At 61.2% G+C, this 25,991-nt stretch carries 20 protein-coding genes and 1 pseudogene; 4 read left to right on the top strand and 17 right to left on the bottom strand.

The features are described 5' to 3' along the window. Positions 1-252: 252 nt before the first annotated feature. Together G6N83_RS11295 and G6N83_RS11290 are read right to left on the bottom strand one after the other, a co-directional pair. A complete protein-coding gene (locus tag G6N83_RS11295; protein WP_165142109.1) occupies positions 253-1,650 on the bottom strand; it encodes an HNH endonuclease signature motif containing protein in 1,398 nt (465 codons plus the stop codon). Positions 1,651-1,804: 154 nt separating this feature from the next. Further along, entirely contained in the window at positions 1,805-3,040 is a 1,236-nt protein-coding gene (locus tag G6N83_RS11290) for a lipocalin family protein (RefSeq protein WP_165142107.1), read from the bottom strand. A 28-nt stretch (positions 3,041-3,068) separates the two neighbouring features. Here G6N83_RS11290 and G6N83_RS11285 point away from each other — a divergent pair, with 28 nt between their 5' ends. The 3 genes from G6N83_RS11285 (at position 3,069) to G6N83_RS11275 (ending at position 5,425) form a co-directional block, all read left to right on the top strand. Then, a complete protein-coding gene (locus G6N83_RS11285; protein WP_165142105.1) occupies positions 3,069-3,269 on the top strand; it encodes a hypothetical protein in 201 nt (66 codons plus the stop codon). After that, entirely contained in the window at positions 3,270-3,698 is a 429-nt protein-coding gene (locus G6N83_RS11280) for a hypothetical protein (RefSeq protein ID WP_165142103.1), read from the top strand. 143 nt (positions 3,699-3,841) lie between these two features. After that, positions 3,842-5,425, top strand: a complete 1,584-nt coding sequence (locus G6N83_RS11275) for an SPFH domain-containing protein (protein ID WP_165142101.1) — start codon at positions 3,842-3,844, stop codon at positions 5,423-5,425. A 201-nt stretch (positions 5,426-5,626) separates the two neighbouring features. On the opposite strand, the gene G6N83_RS14000 is transcribed toward G6N83_RS11275, so the two are convergent. From G6N83_RS14000 to G6N83_RS11250, 7 genes are all read right to left on the bottom strand, one after another. Continuing rightward, on the bottom strand, positions 5,627-5,965 hold the full coding sequence (locus G6N83_RS14000) for a hypothetical protein (protein WP_420901768.1): 339 nt from the start codon (positions 5,963-5,965) through the stop codon (positions 5,627-5,629). A gap of 417 nt (positions 5,966-6,382) precedes the next feature. Continuing rightward, positions 6,383-6,517, bottom strand: a complete 135-nt coding sequence (locus G6N83_RS13945) for a hypothetical protein (RefSeq protein WP_260149056.1) — start codon at positions 6,515-6,517, stop codon at positions 6,383-6,385. Between the two features lie 494 nt (positions 6,518-7,011). Further along, the gene (locus tag G6N83_RS11265; protein ID WP_165142097.1) at positions 7,012-7,572 is read right to left on the bottom strand and encodes a hypothetical protein; all 561 of its coding nucleotides are present in this window, start codon (positions 7,570-7,572) and stop codon (positions 7,012-7,014) included. Between the two features lie 124 nt (positions 7,573-7,696). After that, positions 7,697-8,587 carry an Imm26 family immunity protein gene (locus G6N83_RS11260; protein ID WP_165142095.1) on the bottom strand — a complete coding sequence of 297 codons (891 nt, stop codon included), beginning with the start codon at positions 8,585-8,587 and terminating at the stop codon, positions 7,697-7,699. Positions 8,588-8,662: 75 nt separating this feature from the next. Next, a complete protein-coding gene (locus tag G6N83_RS11255; protein ID WP_165142093.1) occupies positions 8,663-9,250 on the bottom strand; it encodes an SMI1/KNR4 family protein in 588 nt (195 codons plus the stop codon). A 247-nt stretch (positions 9,251-9,497) separates the two neighbouring features. Then, positions 9,498-9,617 carry a hypothetical protein gene (locus tag G6N83_RS13995; protein ID WP_420901763.1) on the bottom strand — a complete coding sequence of 40 codons (120 nt, stop codon included), beginning with the start codon at positions 9,615-9,617 and terminating at the stop codon, positions 9,498-9,500. Beyond that, positions 9,614-9,973 carry a hypothetical protein gene (locus tag G6N83_RS11250; protein ID WP_165142091.1) on the bottom strand — a complete coding sequence of 120 codons (360 nt, stop codon included), beginning with the start codon at positions 9,971-9,973 and terminating at the stop codon, positions 9,614-9,616. Before G6N83_RS11250 ends, G6N83_RS13995 begins: the two co-directional genes overlap by 4 nt. A 140-nt stretch (positions 9,974-10,113) precedes the next feature. Here G6N83_RS11250 and G6N83_RS11245 point away from each other — a divergent pair, with 140 nt between their 5' ends. Beyond that, positions 10,114-10,467, top strand: coding sequence for a DUF6572 domain-containing protein (locus G6N83_RS11245; protein ID WP_165142089.1), 354 nt, complete (start codon positions 10,114-10,116; stop codon positions 10,465-10,467). On the opposite strand, the gene G6N83_RS11240 is transcribed toward G6N83_RS11245, so the two are convergent. The 8 genes and pseudogenes from G6N83_RS11240 to G6N83_RS11205 all read right to left on the bottom strand — a co-directional run bounded on the left by G6N83_RS11240 (position 10,421) and on the right by G6N83_RS11205 (position 25,672). Then, complete coding sequence (locus tag G6N83_RS11240; RefSeq protein ID WP_165142087.1) at positions 10,421-11,035, bottom strand: hypothetical protein; 615 nt, start codon at positions 11,033-11,035, stop codon at positions 10,421-10,423. The genes G6N83_RS11245 and G6N83_RS11240 overlap by 47 nt on opposite strands. A 5-nt stretch (positions 11,036-11,040) precedes the next feature. Next, the gene (locus tag G6N83_RS11235; RefSeq protein WP_206535813.1) at positions 11,041-11,676 is read right to left on the bottom strand and encodes a hypothetical protein; all 636 of its coding nucleotides are present in this window, start codon (positions 11,674-11,676) and stop codon (positions 11,041-11,043) included. 1,401 nt (positions 11,677-13,077) lie between these two features. Further along, positions 13,078-13,409, bottom strand: a pseudogene (locus G6N83_RS11230) (helix-turn-helix domain-containing protein); the annotation flags it as partial. 253 nt (positions 13,410-13,662) lie between these two features. Then, the gene (locus G6N83_RS11225) at positions 13,663-14,196 is read right to left on the bottom strand and encodes a hypothetical protein (protein WP_165142083.1); all 534 of its coding nucleotides are present in this window, start codon (positions 14,194-14,196) and stop codon (positions 13,663-13,665) included. After that, positions 14,193-14,594 (bottom strand): hypothetical protein, encoded by a 402-nt coding sequence (locus G6N83_RS11220; RefSeq protein ID WP_165142081.1) that lies wholly within the window; start codon positions 14,592-14,594, stop codon positions 14,193-14,195. Before G6N83_RS11220 ends, G6N83_RS11225 begins: the two co-directional genes overlap by 4 nt. Before the next feature lie 331 nt (positions 14,595-14,925). Beyond that, complete coding sequence (locus G6N83_RS11215; RefSeq protein ID WP_165142079.1) at positions 14,926-15,453, bottom strand: barstar family protein; 528 nt, start codon at positions 15,451-15,453, stop codon at positions 14,926-14,928. Further along, positions 15,450-22,400 (bottom strand): polymorphic toxin-type HINT domain-containing protein, encoded by a 6,951-nt coding sequence (locus tag G6N83_RS11210; protein WP_165142077.1) that lies wholly within the window; start codon positions 22,398-22,400, stop codon positions 15,450-15,452. The genes G6N83_RS11215 and G6N83_RS11210 overlap by 4 nt, the downstream gene beginning before the upstream one ends. A gap of 2 nt (positions 22,401-22,402) precedes the next feature. After that, positions 22,403-25,672: a LamG domain-containing protein gene (locus tag G6N83_RS11205; RefSeq protein WP_166769995.1), complete on the bottom strand. Its 3,270-nt coding sequence runs from the start codon at positions 25,670-25,672 to the stop codon at positions 22,403-22,405. Positions 25,673-25,991 lie beyond the last annotated feature (319 nt).

Here is a 25,991-nt window from a genome sequence, read left to right as displayed (position 1 = left end):
GAGAAAAGCGTACTTTGTGCTGTTTAACGAGGACTCGGAAGTCTGCTTACCGATGGGAGGGACGAGCATTACGAGACATGTAACAGTCCACGGGATGATTTCTTGCAACCCGGCATCGTCATTCGTTGACGAACTGCCGCAGGATGCAGGGCCATTGCGATCTAGAGATTCCGCGCGTGCGATTTCGTCACGCGGATGGTGCTGGAATCTTCTTTCAGCCGCTGCTCTTCACTGCGCCAGAACGGTGCTGCCTCAAAACGGTGGCGGTGCGTCCAAAGGCGTGAGGGAACCTGCGGAGGAGACAGACTGCTCCCGCGAACCCGAGTCAGCATCGGGCACGTCAACCACATCGGGTTCGAACGCGACCCCAGGTGGTTTGTCGGTGTAGCTTCGCCCGGTCGGCGACGTCCACTCGAGGACTCCGTCGCCGACTTGTTTCACCGACCACTTACTCGCGTGTTTCAGGCTGTGATGTCTTCGACACAAATGCGCGAGATTGTGCTGATGCGTTGGCCCGCCGAGGGCCGCATCGACTGTGTGATCAATGTCGCACCGGTGTGTGGGCATGCGGCATCCGATGAACCTGCAGTGCTGATCTCGTGCCCGAAGTTGCCGCTTCAACTGATCGTTGGGTCGGTACCGGTCAACCGAGATGACGGTTCCGGTGACCGGGTGGGTGAACACGCGATCCCACCCCGGTGCAGTTCCGGCGAGCCGCCGTGCGCTCTCGGGATCAACCAGGCTGAGCCCCGATAGATCCGCGGGGGTCGACGCCGTGCCCGCAAGCGTCGTGGCAGGCACCGTGACCTGCACGATCGCGCGGATCGCACCCAGCCCACCACAGTCATCGCCCGCGAGCGGGTCAAGACTCGGAACCGAAGTTAGCAACATGTCGGAGAACAGGTCCGCGCGGATCTGATCCGTCGTCCGCCGATCATCCACCACAGGCTCATCTTCGGCGCGAAGTTTCGTGCCGTAGTCCGACCGTCCCGCCCGGAAGTCTTTCAACGCCCGCGCCTGCTGCGTCAACCGGTTGAAGATCCCATGCGCCTGCACCGACGGCAACACTGCGTTGAGAGAACTCATCCCCTCGGCCAGGTCGAACAGGCGCACCGTACGGGTCGCGTTCGCATCATCGAAGCGTTCCTGCAGCGTCCGCGGCTGCGCCTTCTCCGCAAGTGCTGCAGCGAATCCTCGCAACCTGCCCGGTGTCTCAGCCTCAGCGACCCCGACAACCTCGCGGTCGTACTGGGCTTTGGCTGCGGCATCCGTCAGGTTTTCACCCGCCCGCAACACGGCTTGCACATGCCGTTCCGAAACACGCCCCGCACTCCATGATGCGAACGTCTCGGGGTAGTGCTCGGTGATTTCCATCGCGTCGTCGATGCGGTTTTGCGCGGTGCGATCCGACATCCGTAGCGCGGCGCCGAGTTCGGCTGCCATGGAGCGCATCGGAATCTCGCGTTCCCGCGACTCACGAGACGCGATCAGACGCATCTCAGCGAGGGCCATCCGCCCGGCTTCGGCGAGGTCCGCTGCCAGCGCAGCTTCGAGCTGCGCGATCTGCGCCACGCGAGATTCTGCCGACAACACAACCTCAGCCCGGGTACGTGCCCCGGCTTCGTGTTGCGTGGTCGTGTCCTCTGACATGACTCAAGTATCGAACATACCTCCGACATCGACCACCCCAAAAAGCCCCGATGTGGATAACTTTCTCAAAAAACTTTTGGGGAGAAACGGATGCGAATAACCGCGTCCTCGGGAGTTCCGAGCTACCGATCGCCGCCCAGACGCGAAAATTCTCTCAACAGCTCGGTGGAGTGTCGTGCCCGGCTGCGGGCTTAGTCCCCTGAATCTCGCCCCAGGCGTACCCGTTCACTGACTTGCCATCGAGTTTGCCGGAGTATGCGAAAAGCCCCTCGTAGACGGGACGGTCTCCTGCGTCGATCTCTTGCTCTTTCTCGACCGCGGTGAAGACGAGGTCGGCCGCCGGCCGCGTCGACGACGCATCGAGCTTCACGTTGTAGCTGAGCTCATAGACGTAGCAAGTGTTCGGCGAAGTCCATGCGCTTGATGGATCCGGTGTGATGTGGATCGCTCCCTGCGGCCAATTCGAGGTCGGAGCGAGGGTCCCATTCTTCGACTGCGTGGACCCGGCACCGCCGAGCATGGCGTAATAAAGGTCTCCGACATCCTCCTGGCCGGTAACAGCGATCAGCATGCCCTGTTTCGAGTCGGGCAGCTGCACCGAGAATTCAGTCCAGTGGTATCCGTTTTGCACGATGTAGGCCGCAGAGTCGTTGTAGGTTTCCGTCAGATTATCGAAGAACAACTCACCGCCAGTCCCGCTGGCGATATACGACGATCCACGTTGTACAGACCACTCCTCGACCTCAACCAACGGCATCGAATAGTAGTGGGAGCCTTGGCCGGTCATCGGGTCGCCGGTGGCCTTCAGGTATGCGCCGATGTCACCGCCGTAAGTGTCCATGATCGGCCCACGCTGATCGCGAGTCGCGATGTCAAGATCGGTCGGGTCGATGGAGTCACCGTCGAACATCCAGAGCGGGAAGAAGCCATTGGGGCCGTATCCCCACTGAATGATTCCGGTCGTATCCTTAGCCCGCACGTGGAGTGTCGTCGGCTCGGTGTCGACCCCAATCGAAGTACCGGTCGGCACGACAGCAGTGATGTCATAGACCGCACCGACCGCTCCTACCGTGCCCGAAACGACGCGCATTTCCATCGTCTGTTCGGGCTGACCGAGCGGAGTGTCGGCGACCGCGATTTTCCACGGCTGATAGTCGATCGAAACCGGCGTTGTCACGTCGGCTATCCCGCCGATACCCCCGACAACGGGACCTTCGTGCTGGTCTAGGCGATTGAAAATCAGCCCGGCTTCCTCAAAGGTATAGACCGTGTTTGAGTGCGGCCACTCTTTTTTGTTGCCCTGAGACATCATCGCGATGGAATTTACGTTGCCCTCATCGTCGATGAGGTTGCCGAAAAACTCGTATGACTGCGAGTCATACTGCGGCAATCCGGTCGAAAGGTAGGCACGAAAGCCCGTGCAGTCTTTGCCCTGGGCCAGCGGCGTGGTGGAGTACTCCGCGATCGAACCGAAATCAGCAGCCGGGATGCCGGGCGACGTTTTGCTCGTCGAGCACGCCGCAGGAATGGGGTTCGGTGCCGGCGTCGGGCTCGGGCTCGGGTTCGGTGCCGTCGTCGGGCTCGGAGCGGGGTTCGGTGCCGGCGCGGGCGGCGCCTGAGTGGGGGTCGAGTTCGGCACGTTGCCGCCCGAACCACTCGATCCGCCCCGGTTCGACGTGCCGCCGTTCGATCCGCCATTTCCTGGCGCAACAGGCGTCGGCGAAGGAGGCGAAGTCGGCGTCACGGTAGGCCGCGGGGATGGGGTCACACTCGGTCGAGGTGTCTGGCTGGCGGTTGGCGCGGGTGTCTGGGTCGCGTTTGCGTCCGGTTTCGGGGCATCGGCCACGCACGCCGCAAGGCTCAAAGTGACGAAAATACCGATGACGGACAAAGACCACACGCGCCTCGATTTCACCTCGTCAGTATGGCATGACCCTAAAACGCGCCCAGACGGCGAGCCCGGGGAAATCAGCCTCAGCGCTAGTCGATCTGAGCACTCGTGGGTGGTGAAGCGCGGGGGTGGAATCGCGGCATCCGAGTGTCGCTAGAGTGACTTCGGGGTGGTTCTGCCAGAACGATCTTGCAGCGGGTGGCTTATCAGAAACCCCGCGCGAGGGCGCTCTGCAGCAGCACTGGGGGTCTGGCGCAGCCTGGGTCCGGGCATCCACGCTCCCCGAACGAGCCTGCACGCATGAGGGAGTCTGACGTGAAAATCGACGAGACGGTCGGCATTCTGACCATCGTAGGAATCAGCGTGGTTACGGCGATCATCATCGGTTTGATCGTGTTGATATTTGCGAAGAGCTGGATCAAGGTCGCTCGCGCAGATGAGGCCCTCGTGATTTCAGGTCGCAAGCAGAAGGTGCAGAGCACCGTGACAGACACGGATGGTGCGCTGCGCTCCGAGATGTCGGAGTCGCCGGTGACGGTTATCGTCAACGGCAAGTCGCTGGTGAACCCCATTACGCAGCGTCACGAGATCATCTCTTTGCGCTCCCGTCAGGTGTCGCTGAACGCAGAAGCACAGTCGCTCGACAACGTCACGTTGAACGTCGACGGTGTCGCGATCGTGAAGATCGGCTCCGACCCGCTGCTCGTACGGCGTGCTGCCGAGCGCTTCGCGTCGCAAGACAAGGCCATCGAGCAGTTCACGACCGAGCAGCTCGAAGGTGCCCTTCGCGGGATTGTGGCGACACTATCGGTTGTCGAGCTGATGCGGGAGCGCAAGAAGTTCTCCGACCAAATCGCGGCCGACGTATCCAACGAGCTTGCCGAGCAGGGCCTGATCCTCGACTCCTTCCAGATCAAGGGCATCACGGATGCCACGGGCTACATCCAGTCACTCGGCGCCCCCGAGATTCAGGCGAAGCGCCAGGCGGCAGAGATCGCCGAGACCAATGCCGACCGCGCGATCAACCAGAAGGTCATCGCGAACAAAGAAGCCAATCTGATCGAGCAGACCGATCTCGACACCAACACCGCCAACGCGGATTCCGGCGTCGGTCGCGCTCGCGCCGAGGCGGAGCAGGCTGGCCATCTCGCCCGCGCGCAGGCCGAGCAGGCGGTGCTGCAGCAGCAGGCGGAGAACAAGCAGGCGCAGTTGGATGCCGACGTCAAGCGCGTTGCGGACGCACAACGCTACGAAGCCGAGACTCGGGCGCAAGCCGAGTTGTACACGCGCGAGCGCTCAGCCGAAGCTGCTGCGATCGAGAAGGTGAAAGAAGCCGAGGCCCGTACGCGCATCGCCGAGCAGCAGGCGGAGGCCGACAAGGCTCGTGCCGGTGGTGAGGCAGCGGCCGCCGAGGCGAAGGCTGCCGGTGAGGCTGGCGCTCTCCGCTCGCTCGCTGATGCCGAAGCCAGTGCGCGTCGCTTGCGTGCTCAAGCCGAGGCCGACGCGATCCGCGCCGAAGGTGAGGCGCGCGCCGCGGCTGTGGAGGCCGAAGCGCAGGCCATTGCCTCGAACCAGGAAGCGATCCTCTCGCAGCGCGTGCTGGATGTGCTGCCGTCGATGATGGCGGAGTTCGCCAAGGGCTACGCGGCGATCGGAAGCGTCTCGATCATCGGTGGCGGTGGTGGCACTGACGGTGCATCCAGCGTCGTCGGCGCCGAGAACGCCAAGGCCATGCGCGCGGTGTTCGACAGCGTGGAGGCCGCAACTGGCCTCGATCTGGCTGCGATCATCCAGGGCCAGGCTGTCGGCCGAGGAATCGGAGCCGGGATCAACGCGACTTCTCAGGGTTCTCCTGCTGCACCGGCTGACCCCGCCGCTTCCTAGAAGCCTCACACCCGGCAAGACATAAAAAGAGCCCGGCCGATGGCCGGGCTCTTTTTATGATCTCAACGATGTCGCGACTCAGCTTGGCCGAGATACCGCCGCGGTCGTGAAAATGATTCGGGCGGAGATGAACGCCTGAGTGGCGATCTGTTTGATGGCGACGCCTATCTGGCGGCGGCGCGCGGCCGACAACAAGAAGAATTACGGTGCTGACCCACTCACAAGACGCTCGATAAGGTGCCACCGAGCCCACACTGCGGCGGGCTCGAGGCCTACTACTTGGTCCTCGTTCGCTTTTGACCTCGTGCCGTGGTGGTAGATCGTCGGCCTCCCCGTAAGAGCATCCCGGATGACATAAGGCGGAGGCCACTCATCCTCCGGCCCCACACCAGGGTCATGGCCAACGACAGGCACGTCCTCCGCACGGAGAACATCGTCATACACCCCAACGACGAACTCGTACTCACGCTCACCTATCGGCGGCATGCCGGGTTCGTTCGATCTCGTGCAGTAGAACGCAACGGATGCATCCCTCAACACACGCCCGTATGCGAACCCTCCACCCGGAAGAGGAAATTGAACCACTGACCCCACAACAGGCCTTCTGCGTCCCACTTTTACTCCCCGAACTCGTTCCGCACCGCGACCGCCTCAGCCCTCGCGACCAACTCCAGAATCGAGCGGATGCCTCACCGTCACGCCCTGAGATCACTCGGACGTCAACGACGGCGGGAGCAGTGTCGCTCCATAACGCTACCGTGCGCGCGCTGGCCCGCGACCTCAATCGCGCCGCTGGGAGCGTCAATGCAGAGCAGCTGCGGACGGGGTGCACCCTGCCCGCAGTGAACATCGTCCACCGCAGCGTGGGCACCCGATCGAAGAGAACTACCGGGTACAGCACGCGTAAACCCCAGCCAGCCCCTTGAGCAGCACGTCTCCGAGACCGACTTTGGGCATTCAGGCGTTCGTGAGGATTTCGACGACCAAGTCTTCGAAATCAGGCTCCCCTTCGCCGTCGCTGCATCCGAGCACGACCCGACCAGGCTGCTCGGTCGTTGCACGCATTCCCGCGTTGCCGAGCCAGGCCTGCATCACGCCTAGGGTCCGCCACACGTATTGACCGGGCTGCCCCCCGCTTCCATTCGATCGTGAGGCTCTGTTCAGGTGCGGCTGTGTCGTTCCAGAAAACGAGATTCTCGAATCGCTCGCCGAGCAACACGAAACTTCCTCCCCGTATACGCAACCGGACTCCCTGAGGAGGCTGCGCAATCGCATCGACGAAGCGGATCGTCAACTCGGATATATTCCCGGGCAACTCATACAGACCGTACAGCGGGCCATACCAGTCAACAACTGTGGCCTCCTGCTCTGCAAACAGCTCAGACAAAAACTTAGGCATTTCAGTAGCCTGGCGTTCTGAAGGAGTCGACGGCAGCGTGCCCCTGACCGGACGGAAATCGGCTCATGGCGCAACCCTACGCACTCAATGCCCCGCTGCATCCACGTTGCAGAGGTGCCGTGGTCATCCGTGCAAGCTCTGCGTGACCCCAGATAGCGCGCCCGGGAGAAACCCCCTCGCAGCGCACCTACCCCTCGAAGACCGCTTTGAAATTCGTGCCCGACGTCATCCCCGTTGCCAAAATCGCTTCGACGAGTTCAGCCCGCAGATAGAGGGACCCGCGCGGCATCTCCGCCAGTTTGAACACCTGGCTACTCCCAAGCGCCTCCACACGGAAGACCGGCTCAGTCAAAGACATGATCCCCCCGGCGCGGAAACGAACAGTTTTCGAGCGTTCTTCATCGAGAACTCCCGCAATGAGAGGGGCCGAAAACAGCATCAGACGCGCATAGTCACATACCAATGGCAAAAGCTCGCCATGCGGTCGCAGCAGCGGTCCTACCACTTCGATCGCCTCGTCACGGAGCACAAGGACATGACGACCTAGCCAAGGCATGTCAGCGCGCCGCATCACGGGCGCACCTTCATCCTCCTTGATGAGAGCCATGCGAATTGGACGCCATACCGAACCGACAGTCCGCTGGGGCAGCGTCTGGATGGTTTCAAAGTCATCAGGGTCGACGGGCAACGCCCACTCGAAATCGTCTTCAGGCAAATCCGGCCGATAGATACGTGCACTTTGACTCACGGGTAACCTCCTGACAACAAGCTTCCTCGAACTCGCCCACGGCTACCCAATGCATGGAATCTCGCTTGGTGGCCAGTGAAATAAGTACATTGACGTGCCCACAGTACTCATCGGGGCACACAAACTATTCCTCGCGCGCTTTGAGTGCTGCCACGAGCTCGCGCAGCACGACGGTAACGAACGGTTCACGCTGCTCCCCCGCCCAAGAATCCGCCGCATCGAAGGCGCGTTCCATCGCGCTCAACACCTCGGCACGCGCATTCGCCGGAGCCTCTGCCGGCAACGCGACTTGCACCTTCAACAGGTTGTCGCTTTCCCTAAAAGCCCCGATACGCACACCATCGAACTCGGGCACAAAAAGGTTCCCGGGAACGTGAAACTCTATGTTGAGCTTCGCGCTCGATGCCACCCCCTCCCTCAAGGCCATGACATCGAAGAACAGATCGCTGATCGCCGTGGTCCACTCGTCGTTAGCGGGAGTCACCCCGCCCACGACGCCATTAATGCCCAACACGGGAACGACGTCTTCCGGAACCCGTTCGAACCGCAACGCGTCACTAATCCGATCGTCCAACCATCTGTAGCTCACAAGCCCCCAGACGCCCGGGACGTGATCTTCTTCTAGCGTGATCGGAACGTCATTTTCATCGACGTACGACATTCGAGCCGAGTTCCAATAGCAGGGGTGCTGGAGACGATCGTGTGGGGTGAATTCCGCGTGCGCGACGGTTTTGAAGAATCCTTTCGACCACGGCATCCGATTGATAAACACCGGGGGCAACAAGAGCTTGTCAATCGTCAGCGCAGACACATCTACTGCCTCTTCAGTGACGCGATGCCTGTACACGTAGATGAGATACACGCCTGTCACCGGCGGGAGCGACTCACCCTCGAACCGGGGTGTCAAGATCACTTCCTGAATCTCGCCAATCTGACCCACGAACGCGCCGGGGATGCCGGGGGGGGGAAGGCAGACAGCGATCGCCCCTTTTCCAGCGTCGAGCGGCTTCAACACGGAACTTTCCAAAGAACTCAGAAGCACACTCAGTACCTCAATATTCGCCGTCAACGCCGCTCGAAGAATCGGACGCTAGCGAGCGAGTTCGCGCCAGTAGGCGACGTCTGGATTCATCTCGGCCGCCAGCTCGATGAAGGCTTGATCATCCATTTCAAGATAGCCGTTGGGATCAACGAAGAAGACCCCGCGCTCGAAGCACTCTGCCAAGGTCTGTATCATCGCGCTCAGTGACAAGAACTCGGGCGGGTACTCGAGCTCGTCGATGCAGAAATGTCGAACTGCACGGCTCTGGGCGGCCTTCAAGTCGACGAAATAGAAGTCACCGCCGCCATTTGCGAACACGGGAAACCAACCTTCTACCCATCGGCGATCAGCAAGGAACACGCGGTAGTTGGCGACAGCTTCCTCAATAGAGAGGAAGGAGTACCCCGGAAAAATCTGGATGTCATCAAGCGAAGCCACAGTCGCTGAAGTGCCATTTCGCCACCGGTAGAGCTGTTCGAGTTCCTCGGTAGCAACAAGGCCGACACCCGCAAGTTGCTCTCCAGCGGCCGCGCCCGACAGCCCCTCCTGTAGGGCGTCAAGCAGAACATGTCGGTCGAGCACACGCAGCGCCGCTTCAACTCGATCGAGCGAGGACGGAATTTCTGTGCCGATCATGGTCGAAACCCTCCTTAAAAAGAATCAGCCGATGCCATCCCCATTGTTCTCGGATCCGCATAGAGAACGCCGATAACACGCGATGTTTCCATGCCGCTAAAGACGAGTGCGACCTCACCAGCTCCGCTCAACAAAGCACATGGCGAGCGGTCGAACCCGCCGAGGAGAAGGTGAGGGCGATCTCGTAGTGCGCTGCCCACCTTTCCAGAGCACTCTTGGACGTGCGGAACGCTACATTCGTTGACAATCAAGCGAGCTTCGTCAGTGCCTTCCGCGCGGCGGCACGTACCCACGTTCGTCGATCGTTTGTCATTTTCTCCAGACCTACACGCGCGCGCGGAACCTTCAGCTTCGCGAGCGCGCTCACCGCATGCCCATTGACATCTGGATCCGACAAAAGGTCAATAAGCACGTCACCTCTAACGCATTACCTACAGCCCACCGAGGGCCTAGCCCCGACGCGTCATCCACTCGCCGAAACACCTCAATCAGTTCGGGCGTCGCTGCGGGCTTTGCCCACGGCACGCTCAGAGCCCGCACGATCTGCTCCAGCGCTCTCGGCTCTGTCGTCGCTCGAAGAGCCTCAATAAGAATCGGAATAGCTCCGCGATACCGAACACCCGAACTCCGCAGTTCAGCCAAGGAACGGAACTCAAAACCCACCTCGGCGAGTCGCTCCAAAATCGGAGTTTCCCACGACGCTCTCGGCACTTCGTCAGTCACGGCAGCCTCCGAATCACACTTATTCTTCAAGAAGCGCGAACGCGCCCAAACGGGCGTTTCGCGCCTACTGAATTTGAGCCTACTGATCTGTGCGCAGGGCTCACCATGGCATGGACACCAAACCGAAAGGACGGACTGGAATGTCTGGAATAGCTGACACGAACACGATCGACCTCGTCGCGCAAGATGCCGACGGCACCTACCTTCTTGTCATGGTCGAGTCGCGGCCTTGGGGATCGGATGCCGCGCAGGCCACGCAACTACAGAACAAGATCAACACGTACGCCGGATATGCTCTCGATGGCTTGTTGGCGGAGCACTACCCCGAGACAGTCGGGCAGCCCGTCGCGATTCGGCTCCACTGCGTTGATACGCCCACCGGCGAGTTTGCGGACATCGCGGCGCAGGCAGCAGACCAGCTCGCGACGTACGCAATCGCGTTCCGCGTCAATCCGGAGAACTCCCCAGAAAGCGCACACGAAACGCCTCGATAAAAGCGCGCAACTCCACCGCGTAAGCGTTGTCCTCGTCGCGAATGTCTGCTTCGGTCGCATCGAGGAGAGCGATAGCTCGATTGTGGTCACCCGCAAGCCACCAACCCACAGGACGCCGGTAGGCGAGTTGATGGTCAAATCCCAAACGTTGATCCATGAGATCACAAACAGATTCAACACTCGCCGACGCCTCCATAAAAGGCACGGCATACTCCTGAATCGCATCCGTCAGTTCGCCCACAGATGTATTCGACGTCTCTAAAGTGCTCACCATCCACGCTCGATACCGCGCATCAGGCATGATGTAGCCAATCGGACTACATACTGTCGGCGGCTCATAGGCATGAAACCGCTTGCCCCGGAGTTCTGCCACCACACGCTCTATGCCCTGATGGCGTACTCCCACGACCGGATTGACCTCAAACTCGCCTACCGCCGTGTGCCGACTCGCGGTATTCAGACCAACCCAGCCGATCATATCGTCCGCGAGTTCACGAGTGAAGATCATGCCAGCACGCTTCTTAAACCCGAACCCCACAAGTCGCTCCGCGATCTGCCCCCACACCATGGCTGTCATCCTAGGAGCGCCCGAGCATCCTTGTGAACGAACGCTGTGAGCTTGCCCGCCGCGCTAGCCCTTTTCAGCTCATCCAGCGTCGCGGTCTCTTCCGAGGCAGACCACATTGCATCCGCCAGACGGTCGAGTACCTCGTTGCGCGCCTCCTCGGTCAGCGTGCTCTCCGAGTCCAGAGCCTGCCAGGTCTCCCCCGTGTCGTGACCGAACATCTCCGCCCCGCCGCTAGCCGGGTAGAGAATAATCGGACAGTCATTCGCGCGTGTCGGCCATCCGTCGCACGCCAGCACGGCCGGGCATATCCCTACACACACCCCGACCTGGGATGTTCTGGGGATCAGCTCGAGATGAATCAGCCACGCGACCTCTGGTCGAACGATCCGCAAGCTGCGTCCACGTCCCGCAAACCCATACCTCACAAGCTCAGCCCGGAGACTTCTGATGATCTCTTCACGTGTCGTCATCGTCTGTATGTATCCAATTGCGCCGCCGTAGACATAGTGGGTGTGGGTGGTGTTAGCCGTGACTTCATCTGCCGATGCGGCGCGGCTCATGCATGCTGACATCGCGGGTTTAAACACTATTCCAGCTTTGCCCACGCCCGCACGGGTCGCATTCGAAACCGTGCGGACCACAGCAGACGCTGCACGCGCGAAAGCCCGCGCAGCAGCGCCCACGGCTGGGCCGAAAAGGATGCTGTGGCCCACCACCTGTTCGAGGGTCTCGTGTGTCGCGCGGCCGAGAACAAGAAGAGTTACGGTGCGGACCCACTCACAAGACGCTCGATAAGTTCCCACCGAGGCCACACAGCGGCCGGCTCGAGGCCAACTACTTGGTCCTCGTTCGCTTTTGACCTCGTGCCGTGGTGGTAGATCTTCAGCTTCCCCGAAAGTCGGCTCCGTCAATTACGGAACCCGCGCCCGACTTGAGCTTCGTCGAGACCTCGAACGGTGAAGCGAGGAATCATAAGTCGTCCGGAGCACGCCTTTAACAGCGAACAACACCCGCCCATGAAGGTGACGCCCCGGCCTTCGTCTGCCTTGCTGACCTCAAGTGCTCATTGTCCTTGGGTCCGCGTAGAGCACTTCAATCACATTCGCGAGCGCTTCATCGCTGAAGACGATAGCAAGGTCCCGATATCCCCTCCCAAGAGGCACATAGCTACCGGCGCGGGGCCGAGCGATGCAAGAGCAGCCAAGACTTCTTCGAGCCCAAGCACAGTTGCCCCAAGGTCGCGCGCTCGCCCGTACTTGACTCGGAACGTATCCCCTGTGCTGGCCGCGGCTTGAATACCACATGGCACAAGCTGGTCTTGCGGTAGCGAGTCGGATAGCGCGAGCGCATGAATGCTCGCGCTATCGCACCGACCGTTCAGCATCGCGGTGACGTGCGCCAGCTCGACCATTCGTATGGGCATTAACACCTTCCCTCGATCGCGCACGAGACCACTCCACGCAGCGGCACCTCAGATTCATCGTATGCGTTGGGTCCTGGAACTAGCGATGGGCCTGCTCCTCCACTGTCGTGCGGAGAATAACCCTGTGCCCGGTAGGGCCCTTCGACGCACACTGTCTCGCAACTTTAAGATCTAGAGACCGAATTAGTGGGCCTATCCGAAGTCCTTGCGAATAATGCCGGTCCCTTCACAGCGCTCCAATGCGCACTCCGCAAAGGCACCATACGCAAAGCGAAGACAAGTTTGACGTCTATCCCTGCGCCGGTCGCCCTTGAGCTCAAGGGTCGATTGCCATCGACCTGTAAGCTCTTATTCGACAATCTCGAGCACCGTTCTCCACCTCTCGTCCTCATCCCGTCACGGCGAGCCCCACATCGATAATGGGCGACGCCTGCCTCACAAGCCGAAGAGCCTGCCTCAACTGCGAGCAGCCAACGAAACCTGGGCGGCTCCCGGGTCTGTCCGAGACGTCCTCCTGCTCGCCGAATTCACCCTCAACCCCACCCACGGTTACCAACGAAAAAACGGATGACACCCGAAACCGGGGGTTCATCCGTCCACGATGTCCTGAGAAATCACACGGACGGATCTGCCGGATCCGATCCTTCAGGATCGTCAGCGAGTGCTCCCACCCGATCCGCTCCGCTCCGCAATCACCGTCGTTGGCATTCTCGCGTCCACCGCGAGGAGCTTGCGCACCTCGGGCTCGGCCGCGTCGACCAACGACTGCTTACCCGCCCGCTGATACCGCGGCGGCGCGTCCGACGCCAACGCCGCCCTCACCGTATTCCGTGCGATCCCGAGATGCCTCACGATCGCCTTGATCGACAAGCCCTCGGCCCGATGCAACCGGCGGATCTCCGCCCAATCCTCCAAACTGATTACCCTCCAAGAGTGGTCGAAAGGGGTCAGAATCCCCCGACGTCCTGGGGTCAGTATTCACGCGTTGTCGACACCGGGCGCGTCTCGCGAGTCGTGCAGTACCTTCCGGGGACGAACGACCAACGAGCTCGCATCTCGCCGACGACTACGGCGGAGAAAGTATGTCGTCCAGGGTAGGGAACATGATTGTCGCCCTCGCCCCCGGGCCTCACAATGCGCGGACTGCGAGAAAGACCCGCGCGTCCGCACGGCCCACATGGTCGGTGCGCCTAGCGTCGCAAGCTCATGCGTTTGCGACGGCCATATGAACCACGGCTACGAACTCCTCGTCGTCGACTGGAAGACCCTTAATCACTCGATGGCCATACGACGCAACAAGGAGGTCAACGTCAACGTTGAACCTTGGATTCTCCACGTTCCTGAATCCCATCAGGACGTGCCGCTGGTAGGAGATGTTTCGCTTCCCTTCTGTGTACATTACCCACCTCAAGGAAGGAGCCCGCTCGATGATGACGTCCCCTAACCAAAGAGCGATGTCGTTAACTACCGCGTACCAAAGGTTGCGCAGCCTGTCGGGGGTGTCGGGGGATGGCTCAACATTGGTTCGATACCAGTCATTCAGTCGCTGAATCGACTCATCATCACTCTTCAGATCGAAGCTGTTGGCCTCAACGAGGCCCGCGAGAGCGGCACGACGATCAGACCGAGCTCTCATGAGATCCCCGAACGCCTCGCGGGCCTGCGGCTTTGTTAGCTCGTGAGGCAGCCCGCGCACTGGTGGCTGATACGGGTGGTAGTTGGCCCAGTCAACGCTCATCGGACAATTATCCCGCTGCTGCGGAGGAGATCCAGCAAGGGTTTTGTCGGTCCTTGCAACCCCGTGACGCGGCTACGCGCAAAGTGCCATTCGACTGAGCTGAAGACGCGTTGCGACATCAGCTCGACATCTCGCTGCACCTGCTGTCGAACTGCTGCCGTCAATGAGGTGCGTCCGACCTTCGACTCGATCGCGACGCGCGTCGTCGAGCCCCACACATCGACGCGGCGCACCCCGCTGGTCGCTTGGAAATCCACTTCTCTTCGGGCACCCGGATAGCGCGCGGCGATGGCATCGGCTGCGGCATCGCCGTTGGCCTTGTTTTGCGCGATCCGCGACGCCGAGGTCGATCCACCCTGGCCCGTCGAAAACCATTGGATTGCCGGACGTGGAGGCACTATGGACGCCTGCGCTCACAAGCCGAAGAGCCTGCCTCAACTGCAAGCAGCCAACGAAACCTGGGCGGTTCCAGGGTCTGTCCGAGACGTCCTCGGGATCAGCTCGAGATGAATCATCCACGCGACCTCTGCCCACGTGACGTGCAGGTTGCGGCCGCGCCCGACGAGCCCCCGATCCACCAATTCAGATCGAAGTCTCTTGATGATCTCGTCACGGCTCATCATCGTTCGCACAGATCCAATTGCGCGGCCCAACTACGCCGTCGCTCTGCTACGCGTACATCGGTCGCGTGTGCCGTCGCAGTCTTCGCCTCACACCAGGTGGGATCCCTCAGCCTCCATCAAGGCCTCCGAGCGGAATAACAGCTGCCCCCGCGCTTGACCACCGGCGGGCCGCCTCTACGACATGGTTGCTCCCTCCTGCGAGAATCACATGGAAGGGGACAGCTGGCCGATCCCACCACTCGCCGAGCTCAATTGGTCGAGCCCATTCCGCGGCGGCTGCCCTCAGAGAACAAACTAGCCATTCGAGCTCCAGAGCTTCTTCATCAGCCAGTACCTGGTCAGGCTCTGTCATCGTCACGACGTAGCCCTCGCCCGCGGGAAGTGTCTCCAACTCCGAGATGCACTCGTCAAACGCGTCCTCGTTGTCGCCGAAGTAGAGCGGAAACTGCAACGCCGCGGCAAACTCGTCAAGCACACCTTTCCGGCTCCGCATCTTGCGTCCGCGAACGATGCGGACAGTCAAGCCGGCGTCGGCCCAGGCCATCACAGCTATACCAATCGATTCGGCATCGCCCTCAAGTAGCAAGAGTCGAAGCTCAGAATCAACCGTCATCAGCGTCAAGGGCACCGTCATGGCATCGACCCCCGGAACATCAGGAAGCTGTCATAGTGATCACCCGTCCAATACGCCGAACCGTCGCTGCCCGTCACGATGCGTTCAGTTCCACGGTTCACGCCCTTCACGAACGGATTCGCATCCCACTCGCGATAAGTGAGACCTGGCGACTCAGGAAGCTTACCTTTCTTGTTCACAAAGACCCTCCCGCCCTTGTACCCCGGTAACGGCATACCCTTCGCATCAACGCGATTCAGGACCGTCCACGCCTTCTCCGAACCGGGTCCGATTGGGAAGACATGGTCCGCCGTACTCGCCGCACCGACCGAGCAGTTGTGGGTGAGGATGTCTGTGACACCGGCGTCTACGTAATACGTGTGCGTGGTGTCGACGGTGAGATTGTAGACCGCCTGTTCCCTGTGGTCGTGTTCGATCGCAGTGATCTGAACCCACGTGCCGTTAGAGGTACGCAACCACTGGCCGGACTGCAGTTCTCCCGCTTCGACCCACTCGCTCTTGTCTGCGACCCAGAAGGGGTGGCCGGCGGTGGCCGTGACTTCGCCTGCCGAGCCGTCATCTGACATGACGGCGATGGTCACGAGATCTTTCTCGCCCGTTCCGGTGATGGTGACGTTCACCGGTTCAGCGCTTGTTTCTCCGGTTTCCGGGTCGGTTGCGAGCACTAGGTCACCGACACGGATGTTTTCGATCGCAATACGTGTGCCGTCAGCGAGCAGAACGAGGGTACCGGGCACGAAACTGTTGACCGCGCAGGATGCCATCGATGTAGAGCTGTTCTGCGCGCCAGACGTGGCTTGGGTGGCAGATCGGGTCGCGGAGGCGTTCGCGGCACGGCTCGCGGTGGCCGACATCGCGGGTTTGAACACTGTTCCGGCTTTGCCCGCGCCTGCACTGATCGCGTTCGAAACTGTGCGGACCACAGCAGACGCTGCAGGCGCGAAAGCTCGCGCAGCAGCGCCAGCGGCTGGGCCGAGCAACCCCAGCGCCCCGCCCATAGCGGTCTCGGCGGCGAAGCTCCCCCAGTTGAAGGGTTTACCCGACTCCTTCTGCCTCCAGATATTGCTGACCGCGGCCCCAGCAGCACCACCCGCGATGGCACACGCAACGCTTCCGACACCCCCGGTGACAGCCAAACATCCCGCAGTAACGGCCACACCGACCACGACACCCGCGATCACAGACTTGTTCTTGTCGACCCACTTGGTGACGTTGTTCCATGCGTCGCCAAGCCAACTCAACCCTGACGGATCCGACCAGGTAATCGGATTGTTACCGGAATAGACATAGGCGTTGAGTTGCGCCGGCACACCGGGATCCAACAGTGGATCGGGACTGATGAACGTTCCGGTGCTTGAGTCGTAGTACCTCGCGCCGAGCAAGGTCAAGCCTGTCGTATCGGCGGGAGCGCCAAGATATCCGCGACCTTCGACCTGGCCAGCCTCACCAGCGCGCGCATCACCGAACGGTTCCGTGCGCACCCGCTGCACACCTGCCGCCCAATCGGTGTTATGCACATAAGCGACGGGGGTGCCGTTCGCGTCGGAAACGACACTGGACACACCCCCGAGGCCCGTTCCGGTGCGGACAGCAACAGTTGTGCCTGCGAAGCTGTACCAGCGGGTCGCGGTGACCTTCTCGTCGGTCGCGGTCACTTCCTGCCCGCCCGGGAGGTAGACAGTTGCTGCTCCGTCGTCGACGCGGACTAACCGCTCACCGGACGCGTCGTAGACGTTGGCCACGTCCGTCTCAGCGCCGGCGATCGAGGCGAGCTCGCCTTCGGCGTCCCACGTGAGCGTCTGCAATGCTCCGTCCACGGTGCGAGACGTCTGGTTTCCCGCGGCATCCCAGTCAAACCCGACCACCGTGGTCAGTTCTCCCGTGGTCTCGACCATCTCCGTCAACTGGTGAGGACCAGCGCCGCCGCCGCCATGGGTGTACTCGGTAACCGTCGTGTCGGCCCCGTCAACGCTGGTCTGCTGGGTACGGTTCCCGAGCACGTCATACGTATAGTCGATCCAGTACGGCGAATACCCACCAACATCAGACGTCGACCGAGGCACGGACTCGCAGCCCGGCGCGCCTTCTGTCCACGCCGTTTCCAACCGCCGCAGTCCGTCATAGTCAAAGCACTGCACATCGGCTTGATTAGACACGCGCGCTGCGGTCGGCAAGTCGCTGATGCTCGTGACGTTTCCGGAGTGGTCGTACCCATATTCCAGGGCGACTTCTGTGCCGCTGACGCGTTCACGATCCAGGCGAATACTCGCAAGCCTCTGCGTACCAATTTCCCAGTCGTAGGCGACAGCAGCCCCGTACGTAGTACCGAGGTCTTGCACGGCAGGTGTGGCGTCCGAATTCCACTGCGCATCGGCAACGTAGGTGCCCCACCCGAATCCGCCGCTCATCCAAGAGGGCATAGAGGCCTCATCGAACATCGTCGTGACGGTTTCTTCGCCGAGCACGATGCTCTCGCCGTCAGTGACTTCGGGGTAGGTGATCTGAGCGACCTGCCCGTCCTCTGTGTACGAAATCAGCGTGTCGAACGATTCCCCCGACAGGGTGTGAAGTGTGGGATTTTCAGGAAGGGTGGTCGTCACTGTGGTCGGCTGGTACGCGGTGTCGTACTCGCCGTACGTGGTTGTGTACTCGAGATTGTCAACGACGCGGGTGGCGGCGCTGGGTTGCCCAAGCGCAGTGTCGCCACCGCCACCGGCCAGAGGCGTGGCATCGAAAGTCCAAGAGGCTCGGATCGTGCCGGTAGCGGTGTCGTCACGGAGAGTTGTCGCGCGGCCAAGCGGGTCGTAGTTATAGGCGAGGGTGTCGCCGTTCGCGTCTGTCTGTGTCGCGACCTGACCTAGAGCGGTGTATGTCGTGCTGCTCGTGCCACTGTCGGGGTCGGTTTGGGAAAGAAGTTGCCCTGCGAGGTCGTACTCATAGCTCCAAACATCCCCGGTCGGGTTCGTGAGCGTGGTCAATTCATTGGCCCGGTTGTACCCATACGTGGTGGTATGAGACGTGAGTGCACGGATCTCAGCGGCGGTATCTGCGTCTGCGTCGGCCCGCGGGTCTCGGACGTATTCGCGCAACTGCGTGGTGCGTCCTCGCGCGTCGATGATGGTCTCGGTCGGCGTTCCCCCATCTGCGGGAATCGTGAGCGTAGTGGCGCCGTCGTAGACGGTGGTAGTCCGCCACATCTCGTACTCGGGGTTGGATTCAGTGCCGACCCAAAAAATCTCGGCGGTCACCCGCCCGGCACCGTCGTACTCATACGATGTCGACGACGGCGGCACGGCAAGCGGCACGACAGGAGACGCAGCCGGCACACCCTGGGCATGCCACGCGGAAGTGCGCGACTCCACATGGCCGATCGAATCGTAGAAGATATGGGAGACCATGCGGCCCCGGTCGGTGAGCGTCGCGTTCGCGCCCTCCACCTGCTGCTGGAACGGACGCAACAACCCGTCATACAAAACGACTGAAGAATGCTGGTTCTCACCGTCGGCAGCGAGGCTGCGAGTCACGACAGCGTTGAGGCCATTCGGCGATACCGTGTACTCGTATTCGAGAGAGGGGTGCGGCGCATCTACGTGCTGCGGATAGCGAATCGAGGTGGGGCGACCCAACGCGTCGTAGGTGGCTGTGGTAACCAGGCCGTTCTGATCGGTCATCGAGACCGGTTGCCCGGTAAGCGGGTTCAGCGTCTGGACAGAAACGAACTTCGACAGCGGCCCCGTGCCGTCAGGGTCGGGCGAAGTTGTCGTCACCTTTGATACTTGTCCCCCAGCCGACGCGCTGTAGTCGGTGGTGGTCTTGTTGCCCGCGGCATCTTTCACCGATGTGACGCGCCCATAGACGTCATAGGTGTTAGTCGCTCGGGTGACATTGGCCGAGGCGTTCCCCGGATCCACCGATGCTGTGGAAAGGACGCGTCCTAGCGTGTCGTAGGTGGCGGTGTCACGAGTGAGAAGATTCGCGGCTGCTGTGGAGGCACAGGCCGCGCCAAATGTTTCGGTCTTAGACGCGAAAGCGAGCATGTGCGCACCCAGATACGCCTGGTCGCGTCGATATGTGGTCTTCGTGCAGACGTCGTCGATGCTCGTGGTGAGGTCGCCGCGATCCTCAACCGTAACCGGCAGCCCAGCACTGTCGTTAGTAACCGTCGACGAAGTGCGGTGTTCAAGCGCTCCAGTTGCCTTGAAGGTGAACCCGTACGTGGTGGTCGACGGTATCCGCTTCGACGTCAGCCCGGTGCCGGTCGCGACCGTGACGGGAGTGCCCGGTTTGGTGATCGACTGGGTAATCGTCTTCGACCCGTTAAGGGTCTCGGTACTGAACACCGTACCGGCGAACTCTTCGACGTCGACCACGGAGACGGTATTGCCGGTGGGTCCCGCGGTGAGGGTGCCGCCAGTTCCGCGCAGGTACGTCGCCCGCTCGGTGGTGGCTTGCTCCTCACCTTCGCCAACGACCGTGTCCACTCGAGCAAAGCCCCGGAAATCGGTATAAGTGACTTTTGAGGCGTCCACCATCGGCCCAGTTGGCTTCGCCCACTTCGCCCCACCTAGATAGGTATACCGGGTGACTTTGGATTGCGAGCCAGTGATGAGGTCGCTCGAACCGGCCACGTGGGGTGCACCGTCTTCAACCATGCTTTCGACGACATATTTGTGAAACCAGTGGTCGGCCGGTTGGAGTTCACCATCGGGTTGCCAGCGCACGAGGTAGCAGAGGGCGGTGTTGGCGCTTTGCGCGGCGTCGCTGGAGGCGGGCAAAGATTCAGGGGTGCATTCAGTGCGGTAGCTGACGCTTATCTGAGCACCCGCGTCGGTGCGAACTTGGATAACGCGCGGACGCCACAAGCCCGACTGCCCGTCGGTTGCGGTATCAACACGGTTCGGAAGTGATTCGTAGGCGAACCGGACCGGCTGCAAAGTGATGTCATCGCTGGTACTCGCAGTGCCGGCGCGCGCGGTTCGGGTGATTTTGTCGACGCGCAGCACGACCGACCGAGATGTCTCTACCGGGTCGAAGTCGCTTTCCCCCACGAATCGGCCGGCGAATGCCCACGAGTCGATATCGCGGTAGCTGGAACCGTCCCATGCCTGCGCGGTGACATTGCTGAGCCTGGTGGTATCGAAGAAGACAGGGACGACATTCATGCAGTCATCTGCAGTTACTGTGCACTGCAGATCCCGCGGGGTGTCGGGCCATTTCGACTTGTTCGAATCGGTATATCCGTCCGCACACAGCGAAGCAGGATTGGCAAAATTGGTGAGGCAGCGCGCTTGGGTGGTGAAAGTAACTCGGTACGGTGCACTCGCGGTGGATCCAGTGCGGGTGCCGTAGTCGATGCGGACGATGTGGCCCCCGGAAATGTAGCCCGTAGTGCCCCAGTCATCGTTGTGCATGTAGTCGGCGACATAGTTGTTTGTCTCGGTGGCGTAGGTATACGACATCGTGTTGCCCGACGGGTCGACCACCTGATCGAGGTTCCAACGCCACACCTGGCTGCACTGGGAATCCGCGTACTCGGCGGCGTGGCACGGCTCGCCGGCATGGTTGCCATACACAGGGACTGTCCACGCGGACTTGAGGTCGGCACCGTTCTCGGATGTCTTTCCCCGACCGAACGTGTACTGAGTGCCGTCCGGGGTAGTGACCTTCCAGTATTCGCCGCCATTTACCCCGTTCCAGCCTCCGTTAGTGCGCTGTACCCGGGTACCGTCGTCAATTTTTGAGTGCCACACATCGGCGGCCGCATCGTAGACAAGCGGCAATGAGGCGCCTTTGAACACGAGAGTGGCATTCTCTCGGCCCCAGCAGAGGTCGCCAGATTCACGGTTTGCGTTATTCGCGCCAGGACGTTCGGAGTCTGTAGTGCACGATTCGTACTGGCGCTCGATGTAGCTCGAGGTCAGATCAAATCCCTCGCCGATCCACCCCGACTGATTGTTGGCCGACGGCACCCGACCATCGGAGACAGCAGATGAGTACGAGAGAGTGAGTTCCGGTGCTGGGCCTGCTTCAGGAACCGGGACGGTCAAGGGATACGACCACGTGAACGCACCGGTGTTGCCGGAAGTTCCCCACGAGGACGAGGCCGGTAGACCTGACTTAGACCAATCACCGGCCGAACCCGACACTCCTGCCATCAGCGCCACCGACCCGGTACCGGATGAAGAACGAGCCTGCCGTGCACCCATCCCGAATCCCATGGCGCCGGGCTCCGAGTCGACCGGCACCGTGCCGGTCACCGTCTGCGCCTCCTCGTCGTTCGTTGAGGCGAGAGGGGTGAACTGGCAAGCCTCAATGTCAGGGGTTTCTTCCGCGCACTCGGGCACGAAGACCAGCCGCAATCGGGACGCCCAGTCCCCACCCACAAGACCACTGAAATTCTCGTACGACACCGTGAGGTCGATCTCCGCACCCTCGATCGGCTCGGCAGAATCCACCTGGGCGACGTCAATGAGGACACCCGTGACACCCACCGATTCGGCGACAGACGAGTCCTCCACACGAAGTTTCACTGCCTCAGGGGAGCCTCCGCTGCTTGCGGCGGCAATGTTGACGTCCATCCCACCGAGATCGACCGTTGCGGTGTCGACAGAGGGCACCGTCACGGTTTGTTGCGCTGCATATGGGAGCGTTGCCTGAGCCTCCGGCTGCGTGCTGTCCTCGGGCTCGGGTTCGGGCCAGTCGCCCACAATCTCCGATGCCTCGACTGCGGCGGATTCCGCGACAGCATCCTGCGCCTCAGCCAGGTTGGTCGCGCGATCTTCGACCGTGTCAACCGTGCCCGTGACACCGCTGGCGGCGTTCCCCGTGGTGAACGGATCGATGGTGAGAACCACGATCATCACGGTCGCGACAGCAGCCAGCGAGAACCGAGAGTCAAGAAGACGACGCATAAAAGGGTGGCGTTCCGCGCCTGTGCGGTAAGACATGGTCACTCGCCTTCGGTGATGGTCGGGTCGAGGGCATCGAGGTCACCATCGAAGTCGGTGGCTTCCGCGCCCTGGCACATGCGACGGATCTTCGATTCAGCGACTACCTCGCCTTTAAATACGCGCACGTTGTCGATCTTCCCTGGCCACCAGCTCGATACGGCCGAGTTGGAGTACCCCCGACCCAGGACGAACGCACCAGTGGAGTCCCACGGAGTCGCTGTTCGCGCCACAGCAGTTTGCACCGGGTTACCTGTTGCGGGGTTCTCGGGGGTACCGATCTCGCACACCCAGATACTCATCGTCTTGGTGGCGGCGTCGTGTTCGGCGACCAGATGGACCCACTCGTCTCGAACACCAGGAACCGTCGATTTCACGAACGTGAGAGGGGCGGTGCCCGCGTCCGCGTCTCTCATCCGGAACGACCAGCAGCCGGCTGTCGTGTCCGGACAGGACTGGGAATAACCCAGCTGAAAAGCGGATGTGACGATCCCGTCCTGCGAAACGGCGGTGAAGTCGTACGGGCTAGTCGCCTCGGCATTCAGCCAGACGAATGCCGAGACAACAAACGATTCACTGGTGTCCACTACCGGGCCCGTACTGGCAACGTCGTCTGTTCCGTCGAAGCTCAACGAGCCATCCCCTGGCCGCGACCCGAACAAATCATGCGGGCCCGCGAGCCAGCCGGCACCGGATACTTCGAGGTCACGGGCGGGAGTGGTGCCGCTCGTGTCGGCGGCGACGTCACCCTCGCCTTCGTCGAGCATCCAGATCGCATCTTCTTTCGCCCCGGCTACGTCAAACACGTAGGTGGTCGGTGGTGATTCGTTTCCGGCCTTGTCTCGGCTCGACACCCGCATCGTCACAGGTCCGGCCGTAGTGGGTGTGAACGCAATCTGCGCAGTACCCGAGCTGTTCGGCGTGGCTGTTGAGGTTAGCGAGGTGTTGTTGAACGAGTACTTAAACTGCGTCACATCACTTGAATTGCCGCGGCTGATGGTGAACTTTCCTGCTAAGCCGACACCACCGCGCTCCACATCACGGTCGTAAATCGCGGCAACACCGGTGCGCACGGGAGTCACCGTCGGCGATGCCGGTTTCGTCACATCGACCGTGAACTCGCAGATCGCCGACGACCACGACGATCGTCGCGCCCCATCGGTCGTGTACGCCCTATAGCGGTAAACCTTTCCGGCAACGAGTTTTCCAGACGCGACCTTTGCGGAGAAGGTAGACCCGGAGGCCTTCGCAGCAAGGTCACCACTGTTCCAGGCTTCTGACTCTGGGCTCGGAATATATACCTGAAACCGAACGCGGACATTTCCGCCGTCGGGGTCCGAAGCAACCGCAGAAAAAGTCGGCGTCGTAGTCGCCAGCACAGGGCGACTACTACCCGACACACACGACTGCGCGGGCGAAGTCATCTTTACGCTCGTCGGGACATTCGGCGCCCGGTTGAAAACGATGTCGAGGCGCGCGTCGTTTTTGTAGGTCTTGTATCCGCTTGAGCTGGACTCGTTGTTCGCTTTAAGACCGATCGTCACCGAAGGCCAGTTTTGGTTAGACCCGTCAACAACGACGCTCTTCACGTCCCACTCTCGGCGCACCCCGGAGTCAGAGCATGCGTCGCCTTGCGGAGCAGTGATGTTGGAGGCGTACTTGAGGAAACCCATACTGCTCCAACTCTGCTGTGAGCTGGATATCCCATCGGTCTGGTAAGCATCCGTCCGGGTTGACGTGCAGTTTCCACGTTGTCCTGGGTCGGCGGAGAAGGTCGCGGAGGTGATGTCGGATCCCGAAAGCTTGTCGAGCCAACTTCCGACGGAGTTGCTGCCGCTGTCGCGGAACTCCCACACAAGACGGGAGGTGAAGGTTGTTACACATGCTGAGGTCCACGACATGGAGCAGTGCCCCATCGACTCGCCGACGCGGGACGACGTATCGGCCCACTTGTAAATCGCGCTGGTAAACCCACCTGTGCGCACCGCGACCCATGCTGTTGGTGTCCGTCCGCCGAGCGTCGGGTCGATCCTCACTGGCCAGACGGTGTCGGAATCCGACAGCATCTCCTCATTTGGCGACACGAGGACCGTGCCCTTGCCCTCGTCTCCTGCCACAACATCTACCGGCATCACGAGCGATCGGTCGCCGGGAAGAGGAAATTCTGCGCGCACCTCCCCGCGATCTTCAGCCATGTCGGCGCTTGAGTCCCACATCAGCGACGGCGGGCTGGAGAAGAGGATCTCCCCGCTTTCATTGACGAACTCGAATCCGGTGTCCTCTACTCCCTGCATGCTTACACCGTCCGAAGCTTCGACCTCGAACGGCATCTGCAGACCAGACCCGGGCAGTCCGCGCTCTTCGCGTGCCGATGAAAGTTCGTCCTCCAACCAGTCGGCGGCCTGCGGCGTGTCCAGTTCGACCACGGGTCGGAATCCCGATCCGTCGGCCATCACCGCGACAATCAGGCGCGCCCCGGCGGCGAGTTCGTACGTCACAAACCTGTCATCAAGAGTGGGCTCGGGTAGCGAGAGTGGAAACCACAACTTGACCCATGCGTCGTCACGTTCGACGACGCCGAGTGGAAGCCCTTCACCTGCGTCGCCGCCCGGGTTGAACCAAAGTGGAAACACCGGAGCGGCGACGCCGAGCATCGACTCAGTATCGATATCGATAGCCCCGCCGCCTACATCCTCAGGATGTTCACCGTCGTCTGTGACCTCGTCGTCCGCCACGGTGTCGCCAGCTGTGCGCTCTTCGACAATCGGAAAGACGTCAGTGCGTGTCGTAGCTGGCGCACCGACACCGCCGCCGTGCCCAGAGACACTCGTGGCGCTCTCCGTCACATTCGCGGGCACAGCCGCAGGAATGACAGAAACGTCAATCGGCTCCCACACACCGTTCACGTTCGTGTGCTCAGGTACCGCGTCCACTGTCATCCGCGTCTGCCCATCGGGGCGAGCCAACACGGTCACCCAGGGTGTGCGCTCACTAAGAACTTCGACCTCAACATCACACGCAGCCGCTATCGCCCCCGCCTCATCGGATGTCTCGACCTCGGCGAGGGAGCAATCGGCCCCAACCGGCGGTGTCTGCGATGACTGGATACCCGCCACGACGCTCGCACCTATCAAGGACGAAATCAGAAGGATCGGAACAAAACGGCCCCGCCGTGCGGCAATGCGCGCCTTCGAAGCCGCGCTCGCCTCAGCCCTAGTTTCCACGTATCCCCCACTACGCGAGGGCGCGCGGAGCATCAGCAGCGCGCGCATCCCCAAACACTTGCGCTGCGGCCGCCCCTGTGGCGAACCAGAAACCCGAACAAGCTTCAGAAATGTATCACTATGAACGACCTATGAGGAAGATGTTTTTGGGCTGAAATATCAGGCCCAACCTTAAGCGCCGAAACGTTCGACGAGCGACGGCAAAAAAACTGTCGAAAACTCGCGGAAGCGCGCCGATACTCCAACAGGTCGCGCACGTCACTCAAGTCCCTTCGACGCAATCGCATGGTCAACGACCCTAAAGACATACGAACAAAGAAACAGGGATCAGCCGCACAATCGCCCGCAAAAAAGGGCCTCCCGCGCT

It is taken from the genome of Microbacterium endophyticum (genome assembly GCF_011047135.1).
Lineage (GTDB): Bacteria > Actinomycetota > Actinomycetes > Actinomycetales > Microbacteriaceae > Microbacterium > Microbacterium endophyticum.
Note: the sequence above shows the minus strand (reverse complement) of the source record. Positions and strands in the feature narration are given on the sequence as shown.